The 20633-nt window shown below is 36.3% G+C and carries 19 protein-coding genes; 5 read left to right on the top strand and 14 right to left on the bottom strand.

Annotation, left to right across the window (positions count from 1 at the left end):
• Positions 1-81: 81 nt before the first annotated feature.
• Complete coding sequence (locus AACZ92_RS06305; RefSeq protein WP_339698528.1) at positions 82-1725, bottom strand: carboxyl transferase domain-containing protein; 1644 nt, start codon at positions 1723-1725, stop codon at positions 82-84.
• 177 nt (positions 1726-1902) lie between these two features.
• Here AACZ92_RS06305 and AACZ92_RS06300 point away from each other — a divergent pair, with 177 nt between their 5' ends.
• From AACZ92_RS06300 to ettA, 3 genes are all read left to right on the top strand, one after another.
• Positions 1903-2079 (top strand): CAL67264 family membrane protein, encoded by a 177-nt coding sequence (locus AACZ92_RS06300; protein WP_239990798.1) that lies wholly within the window; start codon positions 1903-1905, stop codon positions 2077-2079.
• A gap of 15 nt (positions 2080-2094) precedes the next feature.
• Positions 2095-2568, top strand: a complete 474-nt coding sequence (locus tag AACZ92_RS06295) for a DinB family protein (protein WP_339698523.1) — start codon at positions 2095-2097, stop codon at positions 2566-2568.
• Between the two features lie 113 nt (positions 2569-2681).
• Positions 2682-4373 (top strand): energy-dependent translational throttle protein EttA, encoded by a 1692-nt coding sequence (ettA, locus tag AACZ92_RS06290; RefSeq protein ID WP_339698520.1) that lies wholly within the window; start codon positions 2682-2684, stop codon positions 4371-4373.
• A 161-nt stretch (positions 4374-4534) separates the two neighbouring features.
• Here the strand turns inward: ettA and AACZ92_RS06285 are convergent, their stop codons facing one another.
• Positions 4535-7078 (bottom strand): T9SS type A sorting domain-containing protein, encoded by a 2544-nt coding sequence (locus tag AACZ92_RS06285; RefSeq protein ID WP_339698517.1) that lies wholly within the window; start codon positions 7076-7078, stop codon positions 4535-4537.
• 124 nt (positions 7079-7202) lie between these two features.
• Between AACZ92_RS06285 and AACZ92_RS06280 the strand changes: the two genes are divergently transcribed.
• The gene (locus tag AACZ92_RS06280; RefSeq protein WP_339698514.1) at positions 7203-7628 is read left to right on the top strand and encodes a hypothetical protein; all 426 of its coding nucleotides are present in this window, start codon (positions 7203-7205) and stop codon (positions 7626-7628) included.
• Between the two features lie 277 nt (positions 7629-7905).
• Positions 7906-9465, top strand: a complete 1560-nt coding sequence (locus AACZ92_RS06275; protein ID WP_339698511.1) for an FAD-dependent protein — start codon at positions 7906-7908, stop codon at positions 9463-9465.
• A gap of 7 nt (positions 9466-9472) precedes the next feature.
• Here the strand turns inward: AACZ92_RS06275 and AACZ92_RS06270 are convergent, their stop codons facing one another.
• The 12 genes from AACZ92_RS06270 to AACZ92_RS06215 form a co-directional block, all read right to left on the bottom strand.
• Entirely contained in the window at positions 9473-9838 is a 366-nt protein-coding gene (locus AACZ92_RS06270) for a DUF2200 domain-containing protein (protein WP_339698508.1), read from the bottom strand.
• 1 nt (position 9839) lies between these two features.
• Positions 9840-10232, bottom strand: a complete 393-nt coding sequence (locus tag AACZ92_RS06265) for a DUF1801 domain-containing protein (protein WP_339698505.1) — start codon at positions 10230-10232, stop codon at positions 9840-9842.
• A gap of 102 nt (positions 10233-10334) precedes the next feature.
• A complete protein-coding gene (locus AACZ92_RS06260) occupies positions 10335-10868 on the bottom strand; it encodes a hypothetical protein (protein WP_339698502.1) in 534 nt (177 codons plus the stop codon).
• Positions 10869-10929: 61 nt separating this feature from the next.
• Positions 10930-11319, bottom strand: a complete 390-nt coding sequence (locus AACZ92_RS06255; RefSeq protein ID WP_339698499.1) for a VOC family protein — start codon at positions 11317-11319, stop codon at positions 10930-10932.
• Positions 11320-11381: 62 nt separating this feature from the next.
• Positions 11382-11972 carry an HD domain-containing protein gene (locus AACZ92_RS06250; RefSeq protein ID WP_339698496.1) on the bottom strand — a complete coding sequence of 197 codons (591 nt, stop codon included), beginning with the start codon at positions 11970-11972 and terminating at the stop codon, positions 11382-11384.
• Between the two features lie 48 nt (positions 11973-12020).
• Positions 12021-12239 carry a hypothetical protein gene (locus AACZ92_RS06245; RefSeq protein ID WP_339698494.1) on the bottom strand — a complete coding sequence of 73 codons (219 nt, stop codon included), beginning with the start codon at positions 12237-12239 and terminating at the stop codon, positions 12021-12023.
• Between the two features lie 169 nt (positions 12240-12408).
• Positions 12409-13917: a S41 family peptidase gene (locus AACZ92_RS06240; protein WP_339698490.1), complete on the bottom strand. Its 1509-nt coding sequence runs from the start codon at positions 13915-13917 to the stop codon at positions 12409-12411.
• 157 nt (positions 13918-14074) lie between these two features.
• Entirely contained in the window at positions 14075-15190 is a 1116-nt protein-coding gene (locus AACZ92_RS06235) for a TlpA disulfide reductase family protein (protein WP_339698487.1), read from the bottom strand.
• Positions 15191-15363: 173 nt separating this feature from the next.
• Positions 15364-17847 carry an RNA-binding domain-containing protein gene (locus tag AACZ92_RS06230; protein ID WP_339698484.1) on the bottom strand — a complete coding sequence of 828 codons (2484 nt, stop codon included), beginning with the start codon at positions 17845-17847 and terminating at the stop codon, positions 15364-15366.
• 364 nt (positions 17848-18211) lie between these two features.
• Positions 18212-18760, bottom strand: coding sequence for a hypothetical protein (locus tag AACZ92_RS06225; RefSeq protein WP_339698481.1), 549 nt, complete (start codon positions 18758-18760; stop codon positions 18212-18214).
• 446 nt (positions 18761-19206) lie between these two features.
• Positions 19207-19746, bottom strand: coding sequence for a helix-turn-helix domain-containing protein (locus AACZ92_RS06220; RefSeq protein WP_339698478.1), 540 nt, complete (start codon positions 19744-19746; stop codon positions 19207-19209).
• Positions 19747-19806: 60 nt separating this feature from the next.
• The gene (locus AACZ92_RS06215) at positions 19807-20610 is read right to left on the bottom strand and encodes an MBL fold metallo-hydrolase (protein WP_339698475.1); all 804 of its coding nucleotides are present in this window, start codon (positions 20608-20610) and stop codon (positions 19807-19809) included.
• Positions 20611-20633: the final 23 nt, after the last annotated feature.

Genomic DNA, 20633 nt, shown 5'->3' with positions numbered 1-20633 from the left:
CTTTTGACTAATGAACTTCAGTCTCTTTCGGTGCCTGAATGCTCCGACGATAGGAGGGGTGTATCGAAGGCCCAACATCCATTACACCTGTAAAACTCCCATATTAAACTTCTTTTCAATAGGAGCGTGGTTTGCAGCTTCAATGCCCATACTAATCCATTTTCGGGTATCAAGTGGGTCGATTACAGCATCAGTCCAAATTCTAGAGGCAGCATAATACGGTGAGATTTGCTCATCGTAACGGTTCTTAATTTTATCGAACAATTCTTTTTCTACTTCCGGAGTAATTTCTTTTCCTTGTTTTTTAAGTGAAGCGGTTTCAATCTGCAATAATACTTTGGCAGCACTATTTCCACTCATCACGGCTAGTTCGGCACTTGGCCAAGCCGCAATTAATCGTGGGTCGTATGCTTTTCCGCACATTGCATAATTACCAGCACCATAACTGTTTCCAATGACAATAGTGAATTTTGGTACCACACTATTACTTACAGCATTTACCATTTTAGCACCATCTTTTATAATACCACCGTGTTCACTTTTACTGCCTACCATAAAACCAGTAACATCTTGTAAAAACACCAATGGAATTTTCTTTTGGTTACAGTTTGCTATAAATCGGGTTGCTTTATCAGCACTGTCGCTGTAGATAACACCACCAAACTGCATTTCGCTGGGTTTGGTTTTAGCTTTCGTGGTTTTTACCAATTTTCGTTGATTGGCAACAATACCAACTGCCCAACCGTCAATACGAGCGTACCCCGTTAAAATAGTTTGGCCGTAGCCTTTTTTATATTCTTCAAAATCACTGTCGTCTACCAAACGATGTATTATTTCACGCATATCGTATTGTTCGGTACGTGATTTTGGTAGTATTCCGTAGATTTCTTTAGGATCTTCTTTTGGCTTAACTGCTTTATCCCTATTAAAGCCAGCTTTGTCAAAATCGCCTATTTTTGAAACAATATTCTGTATTTTGGTTAACGCATCTTTATCATCTTCAGCTTTGTAGTCGGTTACGCCACTTACTTCAGAGTGCGTAGTAGCACCTCCTAGATCTTCGTTTTCAATACTTTCACCGATAGCCGCTTTTACTAGGTAGCTTCCTGCAAGAAAAATACTCCCAGTTTTATCAACTATTAATGCTTCATCGCTCATAATGGGTAAGTAAGCACCTCCGGCAACACAACTTCCCATGACGGCAGCAATTTGGGTTATCCCCATACTACTCATCACAGCATTGTTGCGGAAAATTCTTCCGAAGTGCTCTTTATCAGGAAAAATCTCATCTTGCATCGGTAAGTATACACCGGCACTGTCCACTAAATAAATAATAGGAAGTTTATTCTCTATTGAGATTTCCTGTGCGCGTAAATTCTTTTTTGCGGTAATAGGAAACCAAGCTCCTGCTTTTACCGTCGCATCGTTTGCAACTACAATACATTGTTTCCCTTTTACGTAGCCAATTTTAACTACTACACCACCACTTGGGCAACCGCCGTGTTCTTCATACATTCCTTCGCCAGCAAAAGCACCAATTTCAATACTTGGTTTTTTAGAGTCAAGTAAAAAATCAATACGTTCCCTAGCTGTCATTTTACCTTTGGCGTGGTGTTTTTCTATTCGTTTTTCGCCACCGCCCAATTTAACTTTGGCGAGTCTCTTTTTAAGATCGGAAACTGATAGTTTATTGTGGTCTTCGTTTTTATTAAAGGTCATATCCATAATAGTGGTTGCAATTTCCCCAAAAATACGAAACTATGACATTTTGGTACGGTAAATCTCTATTTTATTCCCGATATTTGTCTCTGCTAATAAGTTAAGGCAAACCCGCGTCTAATTGTATTCAATATTTTTATTAAATTTAATACTAAGGCGCATTTTAAGGATGAAAATTTTATGATGAATAAGAATACCGTATTGGCGTGGGCCACTTTTATAATGATTGTAGTAGGCGTTGCTTTAATAGCAATGGGTGCTTTTAGATATGACGATGTAGCCGGATGGGGCTTCGCCTCTGTAGGAATTGGTTTTTTTGCGATTGCTTGGGTATTTAATGCCCTAAAAGGAAGGGTATAACCACTCAATAAATATATGATTTCAGAAAATACCATTCGTACTGTACTGCAAAACCACCTTGCCGGTGGGAAGGCTTTTATGCCCTTAACGGATATGTTTTCAGAAATTACTTTTGAAAAAGTAGGAGAACGGCCCTATAATCTGCCATATTCCTTTTATGAGCTGTTTTACCATATTACCTATGCACAGAAGGATATTTTGAAATTTTGTATTTCTGAAACATACACAACACCAAATTGGCCAGATGATTATTGGCCGAAACAACAAGCGCCAAAAAGTAAAACCGATTGGCAACAATTGCAAGAAGACTATTTGAAAGATAGTAAAGAATTAGAACAATTGGCAGAAAATGAAGCTCTTACGAAAGTAGTTCCAACTGGAGAGGACCAAACGCTATTTCGGGAAATCCTTTTGGTTATAGAGCATACCGCATACCACACAGGACAACTTGCGGTAGTACTGCGATTATTGGGCCTACACAACAAGTAGTGTCTTTAAAATAATTAGAATAAGAAACGAAAGGTGGCTGAGCGTAGTCGAAGCCACAAATAATAATAGAAACTAAGATTTTCGCCCTTGCGGAAATAAAAAATAAATTTTTTATGTCTGACGATAAAAAAGTAATTTTCTCCATGTCTGGTGTAACCAAGACGTTTCCAAGCGCTCAAACACCAGTGCTTAAAAACATTTATTTAAGCTTTTTCTACGGTGCCAAGATTGGTATTTTGGGATTAAACGGAAGTGGTAAATCTACCTTATTAAAGATTATCGCTGGGAAAGACCAGAATTATCAAGGTGATGTTGTTTTCGCTCCTAATTACAGTGTAGGGATGCTAGAACAAGAACCTGAACTGGACGAAGAGAAAACCGTGATGGAAGTAGTGAAAGAAGGTGTAAAGGAAGTGGTTGATGTTCTAGATGAATACAACAAGATTAACGATATGTTCGGTTTGCCGGAAGTCTATGAAGATGCTGATAAAATGCAGGAGTTGATGGACAAGCAAGCTAAGCTGCAAGATAAAATTGATGCGACCAATGCGTGGGAGTTGGATACTAAGCTAGAAATAGCGATGGATGCGTTGCGTACGCCTGAGAAAGACAAAAAGATAAGCGTCCTTTCTGGTGGGGAACGCCGTCGAGTTGCTTTATGTCGCTTATTGTTACAGCAACCAGACGTGTTACTACTCGATGAACCTACTAACCACTTGGATGCAGAAAGTGTACACTGGTTAGAACACCATTTAGCACAATATAAAGGGACGGTAATTGCTGTAACGCACGATAGATATTTCTTGGATAACGTAGCCGGTTGGATATTAGAATTAGACCGTGGCGAAGGTATTCCATGGAAAGGAAACTACTCATCTTGGTTAGACCAGAAGTCCAAGCGGATGGCACAAGAACAGAAGCAAGCCAGCAAACGTCAAAAAACATTGGAGCGCGAGTTAGAATGGGTAAAGATGGCCCCGAAAGGACGCCAGTCTAAACAAAAAGCCCGTTTGAATAACTATGATAAGTTGATGAGCCAGGATCAAAGTAAACTGGAAGATAAACTAGAAATTTATATTCCTAACGGTCCTCGTTTAGGAACCAATGTGATTGAAGCCAAAGGCGTTTCAAAAGCATTTGATGATAAATTATTATACGATGACCTTAACTTCAAATTACCACAGGCGGGAATTGTAGGGATTATCGGACCAAATGGTGCTGGTAAAACGACCATCTTTAAAATGATTATGGACGAAATTGAGCCCGATAAAGGTTCTTTTGAAGTAGGGGAAACGGCAAAGATCGCTTATGTAGATCAGTCACATTCCAATATTGATCCTGAGAAGAGCATTTGGCAAAACTTTAGTGATGGACAAGAATTGGTGATGATGGGTGGCAAGCAAGTGAATAGCCGTGCGTACCTAAGCCGCTTTAATTTTAGTGGTAGCGAACAAAACAAAACTGTGTCCAAATTATCTGGTGGAGAGCGTAACCGCTTACACTTAGCAATGACCTTAAAAGAAGAAGGCAACGTACTGTTACTCGATGAGCCAACTAATGATCTAGATGTGAATACGCTACGTGCACTTGAAGAAGGGTTAGAAAACTTCGCAGGTTGTGCTGTAGTAATATCTCACGACCGTTGGTTCTTAGACCGTATTTGTACGCATATCTTAGCGTTTGAAGGAAATAGTGAAGTGTATTTCTTTGAAGGTGGCTTTAGTGACTACGAAGAAAACAAAAAGAAACGTTTGGGTGGCGATGTGATGCCAAAACGAATCAAATACAAGAAGTTAATTCGTTAATCTTCTGAATATTTTTTCTGTAAACGAAAGATTAGTTTTAACATATTTAATAACTAAAGCTGTCCGGTTGAGCGCAGTCGAAACCTACTGAGTGCTATACATAAGTAGTTCTCGACTGCGCTCGAACAGACAGTAAATAATACTGTAAATTTCTTCTTATTTTACTTCACCACAAACTGTTTTGAAATAGCATTTCCTTCTGAAACAATTCGTATAAAATAAATTCCTGAAGGTAAATCAGCAATTGAAAAAGATTGTTGACTTGATGCTTCTAAAGAGCCTGAAAACAGATTTTTCACGCTTCGTCCGGTGTTATCATACACCGTTATAGTTCCCTCGCTGGTTAACGAATGGCGTATATTTAATTCTGTAGTAGCAGGAACAGGGTAGAGTGTTACTTCTTCTTTCGTAACAGTGTAATTTTCAGTTCCTAATACAATAGTGCTAATATCATAACTATGAATAGACCGCCCATACGTTCCTGCGTATAAAGTTTGGGTGGGTTCGTGCATTTTTAAGTCGCGGGTAAGCGTCATAGGCAATTCGTTCCCGAGTACGGTCCAATTAGCACCATCGTTTTCAGAATACCAAACATTGACATCGGTAGCCACAAATAGTAGGCTTTCATCTGCCGTTAGTATAAGGTCATTAACTGGTATTTCAGGTAAATTACCCGAAATATCAATCCAATTTTGTCCGCCGTCTTCAGTTTTAAATACGTGAGGAGTATAGTCTAATCTATTATAGCCCGAAAAGGTTACATACGCAACCATATCATCACTAGGCGAAATTGCTACTGAAGTCACATATCGGTCTGGAAGACTAGCACTTATATTTTCCCAAGTATCACCTCCATCAAAAGTTACGTTCACGTTTCCATCATCGCTACCTGTATAAATTGTTTCTAGGTTTAAATATGAAGGAGCAATCGCAGTCAAAGTTCCGTATGTAAGCGAACCGCTTGGATGCTGTCCATTAGTAAGGTCTGGACTTATTGGTGACCAAAATTCTGCGTGGGTTGATGAATATAAACGTTGGGTTCCGTAGTACACCATTTCCGTATTAAAAGGCGAAATTACTACTGGCGTGTTCCAATTGTTTCGGTCGCTGCCACTAATACCAGTAGTTGCTCCTGAAAAGGTGGCGCCTCCATTAGTGGAACGCCCTAAATTTCCGTATTGCGATTCTACATAAATATAATTATTGTCTACTGGGTCAATCCCTACGTGAAAACCATCACCTCCCCAAACTGCTTCCCAATCATCAGCGCTGGCAGTTGTGGTTCTAATGGTATTGTTATCTTGGGTACCACCATATAGATTTTGTGGTGCTAAATTATCTACTTCGATATTGTAAAACTGTGTAATGGGTAGGTTTTCAAATTTCGTCCAATTATTTCCACCATTCTGTGAAATATAGGCTCCACCATCGTTTCCTGCTAAGAGAAAATCATTGTTATTGGTAGAATATTCCAAGGCGTGGTGATCTACGTGCATCCCACTTATGTTACTCCAACTATCACCGCTGTTGTTACTTCTGGCTAACTGAAACCCAATCACCCAAACCGTTTCGGGATCGGTAGGGTCTATACGAACGTTTCCAAAGTACCATCCAAAACTGGAATCAATACCTGTTAAAGCACCTAAAGTAACTAGATTCCACGTAGCTCCATTGTCGGTAGATTTATACAAACCATTAAACTCATTGGTTATTTCATCGGTAGTAAAACGTGCGTATACGGTTGATGGGTCTGAAGCCGATACAGCCAAACCAATACGCCCAGTTTGTGTAGAAGCAGCAGGTAAACCATTGCTAGTCCCTAATTCTTCCCAGGTATCACCTCCATCCATAGAACGGTGAATAGCTGAGGTAACCCCGGCATAATCCCGTTGCCAAGGTTGACGAGTACGTTCCCACATAGCGGCATACAGTATATCGGTATTTTGTGGGTTCATCGCTACATCAATAGCAGCAGTAGAATCCGTTACGTGTAATACTTGCTCCCAATCTGTTCCGCCATTGGTAGTACGGTAGACCCCGCGCTCTGGATTATGGCCGTATAATGTTCCGGTAGCAGCTACAAACAGACGATCAGAATCGGTAGGGTCCACAGCGATACGTCCAATATGCTGACTTTCCCCAAGACCAATGTTACTCCAAGTAGCACCTGCATCATTAGAGCGATAGACACCATCTCCAAAAAATGCACCTGAGTTGGAGCTACCGTTTGCTTCTCCGGTTCCTACATATATAATATCAGCATTAGAAGGAGCGATGGCAAGATCACCAATAGACATAGGGCCTACTTCATCAAAAATAGGTGACCAATTAGTACCTTGATCGGTTGTTTTAAAAATCCCTCCAGTGGCTGCGGCAACATAAAGTATATCGTCACTATCTGGTGAAATAGCTACATCGGTTATTCTGCCGCCAGTATTTAAAGGGCCTGCCAACGTCCAATCACTTCCGTTTTGATTTCTATTATTTACTATCGATTGTACACGTGTTTTGGCTTTTTGTAAAGCCGAAACATCTATGTAATTATCGGGGTAAGCGCGTTGGTAATACATCCAGTCGCTGGGGTATTCTTCAAAATAGGCTTCCGTTTCGTTTACACGGGCTTCTGGTTCTATTTCCGAAAAGACCAAAATATAAGTAAGTATAGAGCTAATAGCGACTAGTAATAGGAAGTAAAAAGTTTTCATAAGTAGTAGTTAAAATTCTAAATTCTTTTAAAAATACTATAAATTAGCCTATTATAGTGTTAAACCTGATACGTGATTTTTAGTTTAATAAGTGAAATGAAGTATCTATCAACAAACCATCCTTATGTTTAAAAAGTATTTGCTTGTAATAATCGTACTATCGCTTTTTACCGCTTGCGGCAGTAAAAAACAGATTGCTGAGGTTACCCTCGGTACCGAGCAGACCCTTGCCTATAAAAGTTTAGGCAATGGCGTAGCTGCTATTTCGTTGCTGTTTTTTAAAAACAATACCTTCCAGTTGAATTTTAAAAGCATCCCTCAACCGGAAACTGATGACAAACCTGTAGTACGTTCCGAGAAAGGAACCTACACCGGGGAGGGCAATTGGAAAACATTACAGTTTTTAAGCAATGGTTTTGATGCCACCGCTCTATTTGACGCCCAATACAACAACCCTAATGAGGTGGAAGTACTTAGTGAGAATACCGTAAAAGTAAATACTGATGAGCAGGCGATTACTATCTGGGGCATTTTATGTGAGCGGGAGTAGAAGAGAAGTCATTTCTCATATCTTTTCTTCTTAATCCATCCCTAATGCATTTCCATGCTAAATTTAATATGTTTCCTTTTCTAGGAATCAATACAGCTAATAACCAAAAATTATGCTACAGCAGGTTTTATTGGAGCAGCTTATTGGGCATAGCTTATGCAAAGAAGTATTTGAAGAAATGAATGCTGAAAATGTAAATAGATACTCTTTTTTTAATTGAAGTACCTATTTAAATAAATCTCTTGAATTTCAGGTTTTAAAGTATCTTTGAAACCACATGAGTAAATTGGTACAAATAAGAGTTTTGCCGCGGCAACAAGAAGATGAAGCTTACATACTAGAATTAGCGCTGGAAAAAGCAAAGTTTCGGAAAAATGAAATTAAAGATTGGCGCATACGAAAACGTTCAATTGATGCCAGAAACAAAGTGGTAAAGCTTAATCTGCAAATTGAATTATGGCAACATTCAGATACGCGCGAGAATATTCCTGCCTTTAAACCTCAGGAAGTTTCAGAAAAAAGACAAATTGCTATTATTGGTGCAGGTCCAGCAGGTTTGTACGCTGCCTTGCGGGCCATTGAAGCCGGAATAAAGCCTATTGTTTTTGAACGCGGAAAAGATGTTCGTTCCAGACGTCGCGATTTGGCTAAAATTAATAAGGAACAAACAGTAAATTCGGAGTCTAACTATTGCTTTGGCGAAGGAGGAGCAGGTACGTATTCTGATGGGAAATTATATACGCGATCTAAAAAAAAGGGCAACGTTTTAAAAGCAATGGAATGGTTTGTTCATTTTGGGGCAGATCCTGATATTTTGGTGGATGCGCATCCTCATATTGGTACTAATAAATTACCTCAAATTATAACCGCTATGCGGGAAGCTATTTTGGAATATGGAGGAGAGGTCCATTTTAACTCCAAGCTAACCGATTTAAAACTAAAAGAAAACCGAATAACCGCACTTCAAATTAATGAAGCAAATTGGCATTCTTTTGATGATATTGTGCTTTCTACCGGACATTCTGCTCGGGACATTTTTTATCTATTGCACAACAAGCAAATTAAAATAGAAGCCAAGCCTTTTGCTTTGGGTGTTCGCGTGGAGCATCCGCAAGAGTTAATAGATCACATTCAATATCATGGAGATAGCGATAACCCTTATTTACCGCCGGCTTCCTATGCTTTGGTAGAGCAAGTAGATGGTTTGGGTGTGTATTCGTTTTGCATGTGTCCGGGTGGGATTATTGCTCCTTGTGCTACCCAACAGGATGAGGTGGTTACAAACGGTTGGAGCCCAAGCAAACGCAATAACCCGTATGCTAATTCAGGTATTGTAGTTAGCGTAGCACCCGAGGATCTCCCAAACTATACTCCAGATGATCCTTTTGTTTGTTTGGATTTTCAAAAATCTGTTGAAAAATCTTGCTGGGAAGCTGCCGGAAAAACGCAGCAAGTTCCTGCGCAACGCATGATTGATTTTGTGGAAGGACGATTATCTGCCGATTTTCCGAAGACATCTTATTTACCCGGAATTGTAGGAGCAGACCTCAATCTTGTTTTACCACCCTTAATTTCTAAAAGATTACGAAAAGCCTTTGTTTCTTTTGGTAAAAAAATGAAAGGGTATTACACCAATGAAGCCGTGTTGCATGCCCCAGAAAGCCGAACGTCTTCTCCCGTTTCTATTCCGCGCAACCCAGAGACCTTAGAACATGTGGAGGTGAATGGACTCTATCCTTGTGGGGAAGGAGCCGGTTATGCTGGTGGTATCATCTCTGCCGCGATTGATGGGATTAATTGTGTGGATGCAATTGCTACCAAATATGCCGAAAGATAGAGGGTTCTTATCCTTCACGTAAAATTTTCTCCATCTTTTTACCTTTCGCTAATTCGTCTACCAATTTATCTAAATACCGAACTTGTTTGGTGAGCGGGTTTTTAATTTCTTCTATTCTGTAGCCGCAAATAACACCGGTTATCTGGGGAGCATTCGGGTTTAGGGTTGCTTTTTCAAAGAAGGTTTTAAAGGTGGCTTTTTCATCAATCATTTTCTGCAGATCATTCTTGTCAAAACCTGTTAACCAGTCTATTACTTGATGTAGTTCTTCTTTGGTTCTGCCTTTGCGCTTCACTTTTGTAATATAGTGCGGATATACCGATGCAAATGTCATGGTTGCCATTCGCTCATTATGTTTGGGTGTTGTTTTCATATCATTTCAATCGTATTAATTCGCCTTTTCTTTTTACAACGTTTTTATAGTCCCATTGTATTTCTTTAGATTTCTGTAACCATCTTTTAACGTCGGTCAGGTTTAGCTGGTCTGTTGCGGTGTATCGAATAGCAGCATCTTTAAATTTACCTGTTCCGGTTTTAAGCTTATCTTCTTCAAAATCTGCCCCGCTCCAAAACATCAGTCTAATACAGTCCTTTAATTTGCTATACCCCACAATGGGGTTATTATCTAAAAACCAAACTGGGTGAGCGTGCCATATTTTGCTTTCAGCTTCAGACAGTTCTTTTTCAATAGTTGAAGCCAGTAGGTCACAAACCTCTTTATCAGTTGCTGTTTGCTTTTCGTTATAGGCTTGAATGTCTGGATTCATATGTAGTTTTTTTTAAATATATACCAAAGAACGCTACGTTAGGATTTATTGAGCGGTTTTAAGATAAGGAATTTTTTTAAAAAGTGGCTTTGGGAAAACCTGCTAGTAATTACTCAAATCAGTATAGGGGCCATTATACAATCCTTTAATTTCTTTCCCATCCTCTCTAGTGAAAGAAAACTCTATATGTAACCTAGATTTCGAAAATTCTATAACATTTACTTGTATAGAAGTAGCCATAATTCCAGTAGTGTCTTCTTCTAAAATTATTTCCCCACTGTCCGTATTTATCGTTTGATTATTGATAGAAACATTTAAATAGACCTCATATTCATTTAAAGAAGATAACATCTCTTCTTCCAAGTTTGATTGAAATACCTCTATGCTAACAACGTTTACACCAGAATTTTGGTTTGTATTCAGTATATCTACATTTGCTAATACTATGGCAATTTCTTGAGGGTCATCATTAGCTGTGTTATCATCTCGGAAATAGGCAAATGTTGTTTTGTGAAAATCGTTTTCAAACGTGAATCCATTTTGTAGTTGATCTGGTTCACTGTTACTTTCATCACCTGAAGTACACGACAAAATTATACTGAATACTACCGTTAGAATAAATATTTTTTTAATCATAAAATCATTTGATTACTACGTATTAAAAGCCATTTCTATATTAAACAATCCGTTAAAATGTTCAATTAGTTTGTGTACTTACAGACCAATAATTTCCTGCACAATCATAAAACGAGCCTCTTGTATCTGGGTCGCCGTCTTTGTTCACAGGTTTCTCAATTATTTCACATCCATTGTTAATTGCCAATTTAAACGTTTTAAAAACATCGGGAACATACATATGTAACATGGTGATATGTGCCGGATACGTTTCGGTACTATTGCTGATCATAATAATGCTATCGTCCAGTTTTAGCTCTATATGTGCAATGGTTCCATCGTTGTGGTCAAACCTTCTTAGTTGTGTAACATTGAATATTTTTGTTAGCTGATCTACTAACTTTTCAGCATTATCAACAATTAAATAGGGGGAGAGTGAACCGTAGTTTTTTGGTTTGTAGTTGGTGTGCATTTTCTTGTTTTTTAGAGAATTAAATTAGTGCTTTTTATGTAACAAGATGTTTACAGCAGCATCTATTTTTCTAATATTCCTTTGTCAACACTATTTTCTAGAAGGTCTTTAGCATAACCCCATAGTGTTGTTGAACCTTTTTTAATTGTCTTTTGTTTCCCGTAAACGGTCTCATACTTCACTCCAAACTCTTTCCATGTTCCGCCGTTGTTGGAAGCGTTTTGCAACAAAGGTTCCAATCTATCCATTGATTTTGCAAACTTAGCTTCATTAGAAATACCGTCTTCAAATTCCATCCAAATTTGTAGATATTCCTCCGCTTGTTTTTCAGGTAGCATTCCAAAAATGCGATCCGCACATTTTTTTTCTTCTGCGGTATTTTCGTGATTTTTAGTAGAGTCGTAAATAAAGGTATCGCCAGCATCAATCTCAACAATATCGTGGATTAAAACCATTTTAATAACCTTTAATAAGTCAATTTCAACATCTGAATGTTCACTTAACACAATCGCCATCATCGCCAAATGCCAACTATGTTCTGCATCGTTTTCACGTCTGTCGCTATTAAATAACTTAGTTCGCCTTTGAATGTATTTTATCTTATCTATTTCTTTAATGAACGCTATTTGCTTTACTAAATCTTCTGAGATCATTTTAGGTTATGTTTTTCAAATTATTTCCAGCAGCTTTTCTCTATATTTCTAAAAAGTCAACACATGTGTCCATTTTAAAAGGTATAGTATAAGAAATGCACCTCCTACACCCACGAATATGGCACCTTGCCAATAAAAGGTTCTCGTTCCCCATTGGTTCCACATCTTTTTACCAGATTCTTTTCTAAAATGAGCCCTAGTCATCCTCCAAAAAAGGAAAGTGATTCCTAAAAAAAGCACTATTGCTAGTATCCAAATTTTTGCCATGTGTCTAGGGTTTTAGTGTATTTGTTTTTAAGTGTTGCCATCTGTTGCGTATAACCGCAGTTAGGGATTAAATATAATGAAACCTTTCCGTTTTTACAGATAGTTATAAAGTCGGTGTAAGTTCCGATAATAAATACAGAGTTATTGCAGTTTTGTTATAGGTAGTTTTTTAATCCTCAGTAAGTATCAAACGCTTCAATTTTTTAAGTTGTGTGTCAGATTTCCATAAAATCTGATTCATATCTCTTTCAATCTTTATGTCGGGTTCTGTTCCATATCCGTCAAGGATTTTTCCGTTTTTCTGAAAAGAAACCATGGTGCTTATTTTTCCAAACAACTTTGAATTTGGTAAATCAACCCATTCGCTATTTCCACTGGAGCCATCTGTTGTAACGCCAACAATTTGTATGTTAGGAATTCCTTTGAAAACAGAAACCAAAACTGACGCGGCACTAAACGTTTTTTCGTTGGCTAAAATGTAAACAGGCTTGTTGTAGTAGAAAGCTTGTTTGGATAATTTCTGTCCGTTAAACAATCCAAAATAATACTCACTGAATTTTTTATCGTCCAACTCGTACATTGGTTTAAATGTTTTCAGAAATGTATCTACGCTTGCTTGCTCCCGTTCAGTTAATTCAGAATAGGAAAACAAAAACCTACCGTGTAAACGTTCTATATATTCTTCTGGTAATGGAACTGTTCCTCTTTGTTTTGTAGCGTTTACAACATACACAGAATCGGGATGTACTAAATAGTTTGCGAATTCATAAATTAAATCTCGAGTTCCGCCACTGTTACTTCTTACATCAATAATTAAAGCTTTGCTTTCATGGTGAATAGATTTCATAAAAGAATTAAGTTCGTCAAAAAGAAGAGGAGCTTCATCTTTACTGGACATAGCAGGAATCTTGATGTATGCGATGCTGTCTTTAAAGGTAAAAAGCTGTTTTATTATCTCGGGCTTATTGTATTCTTCATCATCCACAAGAACATATTGACTTTCAAATTTTTCATCCCAAGGGCGTAATCTGTTTGATCTGTCAACTGGTGACACGAGTACTGTTGTGTCTTTTTTATATGCAGCGTCTGAAAGTGTTAATTTAATTTCTTTTGGTAATGATTTGTTGAGAATCTTATAGTTTTTTTGAATATCCCGAATATCTCTAACGGCCATTGTAAAGTATGTTTCTTCAGGAGCCTCTATATCTTCGGGTCGTGTTTTTTGTAAGAAATCTTCAATGTCGATTCCATCAATTTTTTTGATATATGGAAATTTAGGATTTAGTATTTCAAATTCCTTATGCTTATTCAGGTTTAAAACGACCACTTTGCCATTGTGGGGAGCGTACATAAAGGGTAGAAAGAGAGATTCATTTAAACTATACCCTCTTATTGTTGTTAATGAAGAATGTCTGTCACCAATTTTGGCCAAGGTTTTTGTAATAAACAGACCAAAATCTTCAAGTTTTACAGTGTCACCTATTGTTTTTAGATAGTTTTCAAAATCGGTATTGAAATTATACCCGTTTAAGTAGGCATAAGACGATTTATCATTTAGGGTGTTTGTCAGAAATTCAATGTCTTCGTTTATCTGCTTTTTAGTCAGGAAATTATGCTGTGCTTGTAAAGCGATAGCCCATAGGCTGAATAGAACTGTAATCAAGATTTTCGACTTCATCAGCTAGATTTTTTTAGAGTATGCACAAGAGTTGCGGAATAAATATAACCAATCCTTTCTGCTTTTTTGGAGAAATATAAAGTCGGTGTGAGTTTGATTTCAAAAATAAAATACTAATTTTAAAGAACTGAACTAGTGCTTTTCATAGGACACGGTGTTATCTAATACCTTTATTCTCTAAATTATCTTCTATTTTTGAAATTAAACTTTCGCCTCTCAAATTACGAGCAATTATAATTCCATTTTTATCAATTAACAAATTATCAGGTATTCCACTTATTCCATAAATTAAATATGGGTCAGCTTTATTACCATCATCTTGCCAAAGATTAATCCAGTTTAATTCATTTTCTTCTATGGCTTTTAACCATCTTTCTTTAGATTGGTCTTCTGAAACACTAACTATTTCAAATTTATCTTTATTAAATTGTAAGTATGCTTTTCTCAACGTGGGATATTCCTTAATACAGGGACCACACCAAGATGCCCAAAAATCCAATAACAAAAGTTTACCTTCAAAGTCAGACAACCTAATCAACTCGTCTTTTTCGTTGGTCATTGAAAAGTCCACATACTTATCTCCAATTTGCGGATTTTTATTTAATTCTAAAAATCTTTTTACAGACATGCCATAAGATGATTTTTTTACATTCTCACTAAGGTTATTATATAATTCTGAAACAGTTTTTTTGGGTAATGTTGTAGAGTAAAAATCAAGAGTATTAGCACTTACATAAGATTTAGGATTTTTTTTAATAAACTCTCTCTCAATCTTCAGCCAATTTTGCCTTATTTTTTTTAACTTTAAACGTGCATTTATCTTTGAACTATCATTTAATTTATCGTTGGCAACTATTTGTGAGAGGCTGTCTCTACGGTTTCTGTATTCCCAAATAGGATTCCAAAGCTTATCGCTTTCTTTCTGAGAATTAGAACCTTTAATTATTGCTTCTTTAAATTCTCCATTTTTTGCTTTAAACTTTATCTCTCCAGGTTCTAACCAAATGTTAGAGAAGTTTTTTGAATTTTTAACCAATAACTTGTATTGTTTTGGGTGTTCTAAATTACCCTTTATTGTAAATTTACTATCTATTGTTTTAGTTGAATCGACAGTTTGATTATCGAATATTAGGTAAATCCAACTATCATTTTCAATTCCTTCTAATTCTCCTTTTAGAACAAACTGATTATCTGCGATTGGATTTTTACTTTCACTACATCCCAATATTGTTACGAAGGATATAATTCCAATAAGTATTGTTGCTGTTTTCATTAGTTTTTTAGTTTGCAGGTAATGGTTGTATATAACCGCAGTTATGGAATAAATATAACCAATCCTTTCTGTTTTTGTGGAGTAATATAAAAGCGGGTGTACGTTTGCAGAGGAAAATCCTTACTTTAAAAAACTGGACTAGTGCTTTTCATAGGATACGTTGTTAGGTACAGTTATTTTACTTTCCAGCCTTTTTCCGCAAATGCATTCTTAGTGTAATTGTCAGGATTAACTTTAAATTCAAGTTCTTCTTTGAGTTGCAAAAGCTTTGTGTTTTCAGGTTCATATGTTAGTCCTTTTTCACAAGTTTCTAATGCTTTTAAATCATCTCGAATATTATTTCTAATGTTAATTGCTTTACCAAAACAAGTGATTGCATTCGAATGAACCTCTACTTTTGAAAGATTTTCTCCAATATAAAGTGCTTTATCAAAATGCTCATTTGCTATAGTACCTAATTCATATCGTTTTTGTTTTGAATGATAAAAGCTAGTTTTAGTTGCTTGCATAGAGTAACCTTGTGCGAGACCTAAATATATTCTTTGGTCTTCATTATTGATTTTAAGGGCTCTCTCAAAATAATCAATACTTGATTGTATAATTTCTTTTGCTTTATCTCGATTACCTATTCGACTTTTATATTCTAGATAACCTAACTCAATTAGAGCTTCTAAAAATTGATTATCTAACTCAATAGCTATAAGAAATTCTTTCTTTGCTTTTTCATAGGATTCTTTATAAATACCGCTATCTTCAATTTTACCTTTAATTAAATATAGAAATGCAAATTTACTATTCTCTTTAATTAATCTTTCAATTGTAGTAATCGCTGTATCATAATCATAATAGGCAACAGATAAAGCTTTAAGAGCTTCCGTAGCTGCAACTTTTTCTTTATGATTTTTTGCTTGAGAACGATAGAATAAGTTTACACTTTCAGAATTATCAGAATTAAATTTGCTTTTTTCCTGAACAAAATTCTCATAATTACTTATAATTTCTTGTTCGTTTTCTAGTGCTAAAAATTGCTTTGAGAATATTTTAGCTAAGTGTGGAATTGAGTAACCTATTTCTCCACTCTCTGTTTTTTGTTTCAAGCAAAGAGATATTTTTGTAAGTTTTGGAATAGCTTTTAATCCAATATCATCGCTTGAATACCCACTAATATATATTAAATCATCAATTGTTAAAAGTTCCTCTTTTTCTGAAAGAGAGAACACAAATAATAAAGCTTGTTCGGTGTTTGAAAGTTTGTCAATTGACCCTTTAAAGCAAAACCTTAAAATATCTTCGTAAGCATTGCCATTTTTTAAATTTTCAAGTACTGTATTAATAGGTGTGCCTGTAGAAAGCTGGTGGGCAATTAATTGACCTGCTAAAGGCATCCCTTTTGTATACAGATAGAGTTCATCCAAGTTTTCTCCATATAAGCTCGTAAAAGATGCATTATCATCGCCACAAAACAATTTGTATTGCGAATTTAAAAAATCTGGAAATTCTGTTTTTGCATTAAACCCATTTAAGTTAATTCTTGACATATAGAAATCTCCTAGAGTTTCTCTAGTAGTTAAAATAGCTTTAGAATTAATTGGGAAATGCTCAAGAAAAGAAATCAAATCTTTGTCATTTAATGTTTCAAGATTATCTACAATAAGTAAGACTTTATTGTTTTTTAGAAAATTTAAAACAGTTTCTTCTATTTCGTAATCCTCGTTTTCATCTAGTCCCAATTCGATTACAAAATTATATATGTCTTTCAATAACTCTGAATAATTCGCAATGAATTCACTTAAATCCTTAATTCCTTGAGGTGTGTATTTATTTCTTTTAGAACTTGTCCAAATTATAAAGTCAAAGTGATTTTTAAATTCATCATTTTCGACAAGCATAGTTGCAAAATGATGAACAAATGTTGTTTTGCCAATTCCACCAATGCCATCAATTTGGATTAGGCGATTGTTCTTGTTGTTTAATTTATTATTTAAATCGGTTAAATATTCTTTTCGACCAATAAATTCATTGTACATTATCGGTTGTGAACTTACATTCTCTATCACTTTGAAGTTGTTGCTTTTTAGCTTATAAAAAAGATTGTCAGCTTTTATTGAGCGACTTCCTCTTCTGCAATAGACATCTCCTGATTTAAAGACAGTTACATTTTTGCTTTTACCAGCTTTCCAAGAAGCTTTGTTGTATTGTCCATCTTTCTTAAAGGGAATAATAATTTTTGATGGAAAGATATATAATACAAAAAAATATGCTCCATCTATTTCTAACGTATTAGTAATGAATTCTATAGTTCCGTCTGCATAGTTGTCTAAAATATTTGATATGTTCGCTTCGTCTGTATCATTATCACTTCTATCATCTAAACCAATCCATTCAAAACTATTATTCACACCATAAATTAGGTAGCCACCTTTAGAATTAGCAAAAGCAAGCACATCTTTGGCAAACTCAATTTTAGATTTTGTATCCGAAATTGTATAAATTTCCTTGTAATCTAAATCTGTAGATTCAGTTTTTACATTTAAATTTTTTATTCCCTCAATTGTAGATTGGCTTACTAATTGTAATTTTTCTGTCATATTTTCTCTAATTGTGCCTAACTCGTTTATATGAGCACTTTTAATGCTCTTATCTACCTTATTTGGCATGCTATGAGCAATTTTAAGTTTTTAATTAATAATTATAGAAGGGAGTACCCTTCAAATATACCTAAAAAACCCAAGTAAGCAAATCGGGTTATTTTTTTGGTATAGTTTGACAACAAATGACGGCGTTTGACGACCTTTGATCGAGTCTACTAGCTGCTGCAATTGTATGATGGTGATTGACAGTCGTTGCATCCATCTGCATTCAGTTGATAACGGTTGCAGACTTCACCCCAAATTCTAGGGGGTTTGTTCGGGGTTCCTTCGGGGATCCTTCGGGCACGGGTTTGGGTTATTTTCCAAAAATGGAGTTTTTGCGAATAAAGCACGAAGCAAACTAGAGTAAAGGCAGGAAAATACTCGATTTTTATAACAATTGAACCCCTAAAAATTGATCAAGAAGGATAAGAATAGCGCTAAAAACCATAACCCATAAGAGCGTGATGGCTTGAAACCTCCAAGAAAGCGAGTATTGCTTGGTAATATAGTATAACAAATACAGTAAAAAGGTACTAACCAATACCGGTATGGTGTAGGTGCCCAACCCTAAAAATTGGCTAATGCGCCCTTCATCGTTTGGATTTATAAAATTCATCCCTCCGGCCAAAAGTCGCATATAAAAAGCAGTAAATAATAATGGGTATAGGTATAGATTCCAGCGGTTATATTTCAAAAAGAGAAAAACCACTACGGCTTGTAATAAAGTAATAATAGGCCCAGCAGCTGAAATGATGGTATGCTGCCAAGGGGTGATGTTTTTATAGTCAGCAAATGAAGTGCCGTTAAGGCTCATAAAAGCGGTATACCCTAATGCTTCAGCCGTACCCCAATGTGCAAACTCGTGAAGCAGCCACGTAAACAAAACAGCAGCAAGTGTAGCTAAAACGTATTTAAAATTGATTTTGGTATCGCTCATAGGGTATGGGTAGTGGTTATGATTAAACTGAAGGACAATAATCAATCCTGTCCTAGATATGTAACTTGTTCATTTTTTCCATTGATGAAAAAACGAACCAAAAAAATCTAGGCTTACGAAACTTTATCTAAATTTTTTGCTCGATTTCTAAATTTTAGGAACTCACCATTAAAAACAGTGCTTTGGAGACTATTTTGGCTGGTTCAAACAGCCTAAAATTTTACGGAATCTTCACTTCAAATTTTACGATAAAGTTTTGATAGGCCAAAAAAGGCCTTTCAAAATAATATTCCCAAAGTTTTAAAAAAACTTCCAAGCCTTCTTAAATAATGGCTATGGAAGTTTATTTTAAAAACGTTAAGGAGGCTATAGAGCAATATTCATTAAAATTTCAGAAAAACAATTGAAAAACTACCCGACAATAACCCGACATTATCTTGATAGGACTATAAAAAGCTGAAGGGCAACTTGCAGTAGAGTTTGTTATGGGTGTGGATTTCCCTTGCTTGTAGAAGGATAATGATAAGATTGACAACCATCGCACCCAACAGTATAAAAATAATACTTTGTTTGGGGAACGAAAGCCAGTCGATAAGAAACGGACTGGCAATCATCAATAAGCATACTATAATCGTCCACAGTATTTGAATAGAAACAAGTTGTTTGGTAAGCGTATTCACCTCTTTTTTAAGGTACATAATAACAAGCGGCACGATAATATTCCCGAAGGGAAGAATAAAAAATGCCAAGGACGAAAGGTTGATGATTTTAACCAAATGTGGGGTAGGGAGGTTTTGTTTAGGAGGATCTTTCTGTAAGGATGTTTCGGGTATTCCCAATACCGAGGCGAGTGTTTTTAAGGTATAGCCTTTTGGGGTGGCACCAGCCTCTATACGTTGAATGGTGCGTACCGAAACTCCAGCTTTTTCAGCTAATTCCTCTTGGGTCAAGTTTTGTTGTTCTCGGTATTGTGTTAGTTTGGCCATTGTTTAAAATATCAAAACCATCACGAAAGTAATGGTTTTGATATAAAACGAGTCTATTTTTTATTGATTAGGGTACCAATCTAATTGGGTTACGGTAATGGAGGCATCTCCTTTATTTACTAAGTCTTTAAACTTGCTCACATTGCTTAAACCTTCTGTCCCTCTAAAGTGGTAAGGATACACAACGTTGGGTTTAAAAGCCAACACCGCTTCAGCGGCTTTGTCAACTGGCATGGTGTAAGGTAAATTCATACACACAAAGGCAATGTCAATATTGCTTAGGTTGCGCATTTCTGGAATGTCTTCTGTGTCTCCGGAAATATACACGCGTTTGTCATCTTTTTCAAGTATATAGCCATTACCACGTCCTTTTTTGTGAAATTTCAGTGCTTCTTCGCGAAGGTTATACATTGGCATTGCCTCAATAGCAATATCGCTATGGATGGCACTCTCTCCATTATTCATTACTTGCACCTTATCTTGTAATGCTTTTGGTAGTTTCTCGTTCACAGCTTGTGGCGCGATAACTATTGTATTCTCGGTTGCTACTGCTTGTATAGTTTCTATATTCATATGGTCACCATGAATATCAGTCACCAAGATCATATCAGGTTCTGGTTGGCCTTCAAAAGCTTCGGCACCACCTACGGGATCTACATACAGCACCGTATCGTCCCATTGCAATACCATCGTGGCATGCTCAATAGGGGTGATGTCTATAAAATCTTCGGAAGCAGGTTCATCCATCGTTTCAGGTTGTTCCATTTCCGCAGTCATAGGAGCTTCTTCCGTTTTCTTTTTTTCTGAATTATTACAGGCTGTAAAAAATAGCACTGTTAGGGTAAGTAAAAATATACGTTTCATAATGTCTCTTTTTTCCGAAGGTA

The sequence above is a fragment of the uncultured Marixanthomonas sp. genome (assembly GCF_963974425.1).
Lineage (GTDB): Bacteria > Bacteroidota > Bacteroidia > Flavobacteriales > Flavobacteriaceae > Marixanthomonas.
This window is presented reverse-complemented; position numbering and strand designations above follow the sequence as displayed.

Bases quoted from the DNA above. Each gene is read 5' to 3' on its own strand.
- AACZ92_RS06305 (WP_339698528.1), bottom strand. From the start codon at position 1,725: ATGGATATGACCTTTAATAAAAACGAAGACCACAATAAACTATCAGTT.
- AACZ92_RS06300 (WP_239990798.1), top strand. From the start codon at position 1,903: ATGAATAAGAATACCGTATTGGCGTGGGCCACTTTTATAATGATTGTA.
- AACZ92_RS06295 (WP_339698523.1), top strand. From the start codon at position 2,095: ATGATTTCAGAAAATACCATTCGTACTGTACTGCAAAACCACCTTGCC.
- ettA (WP_339698520.1), top strand. From the start codon at position 2,682: ATGTCTGACGATAAAAAAGTAATTTTCTCCATGTCTGGTGTAACCAAG.
- AACZ92_RS06285 (WP_339698517.1), bottom strand. From the start codon at position 7,078: ATGAAAACTTTTTACTTCCTATTACTAGTCGCTATTAGCTCTATACTT.
- AACZ92_RS06280 (WP_339698514.1), top strand. From the start codon at position 7,203: ATGTTTAAAAAGTATTTGCTTGTAATAATCGTACTATCGCTTTTTACC.
- AACZ92_RS06275 (WP_339698511.1), top strand. From the start codon at position 7,906: ATGAGTAAATTGGTACAAATAAGAGTTTTGCCGCGGCAACAAGAAGAT.
- AACZ92_RS06270 (WP_339698508.1), bottom strand. From the start codon at position 9,838: ATGAAAACAACACCCAAACATAATGAGCGAATGGCAACCATGACATTT.
- AACZ92_RS06265 (WP_339698505.1), bottom strand. From the start codon at position 10,232: ATGAATCCAGACATTCAAGCCTATAACGAAAAGCAAACAGCAACTGAT.
- AACZ92_RS06260 (WP_339698502.1), bottom strand. From the start codon at position 10,868: ATGATTAAAAAAATATTTATTCTAACGGTAGTATTCAGTATAATTTTG.
- AACZ92_RS06255 (WP_339698499.1), bottom strand. From the start codon at position 11,319: ATGCACACCAACTACAAACCAAAAAACTACGGTTCACTCTCCCCCTAT.
- AACZ92_RS06250 (WP_339698496.1), bottom strand. From the start codon at position 11,972: ATGATCTCAGAAGATTTAGTAAAGCAAATAGCGTTCATTAAAGAAATA.
- AACZ92_RS06245 (WP_339698494.1), bottom strand. From the start codon at position 12,239: ATGGCAAAAATTTGGATACTAGCAATAGTGCTTTTTTTAGGAATCACT.
- AACZ92_RS06240 (WP_339698490.1), bottom strand. From the start codon at position 13,917: ATGAAGTCGAAAATCTTGATTACAGTTCTATTCAGCCTATGGGCTATC.
- AACZ92_RS06235 (WP_339698487.1), bottom strand. From the start codon at position 15,190: ATGAAAACAGCAACAATACTTATTGGAATTATATCCTTCGTAACAATA.
- AACZ92_RS06230 (WP_339698484.1), bottom strand. From the start codon at position 17,847: ATGCCAAATAAGGTAGATAAGAGCATTAAAAGTGCTCATATAAACGAG.
- AACZ92_RS06225 (WP_339698481.1), bottom strand. From the start codon at position 18,760: ATGAGCGATACCAAAATCAATTTTAAATACGTTTTAGCTACACTTGCT.
- AACZ92_RS06220 (WP_339698478.1), bottom strand. From the start codon at position 19,746: ATGGCCAAACTAACACAATACCGAGAACAACAAAACTTGACCCAAGAG.
- AACZ92_RS06215 (WP_339698475.1), bottom strand. From the start codon at position 20,610: ATGAAACGTATATTTTTACTTACCCTAACAGTGCTATTTTTTACAGCC.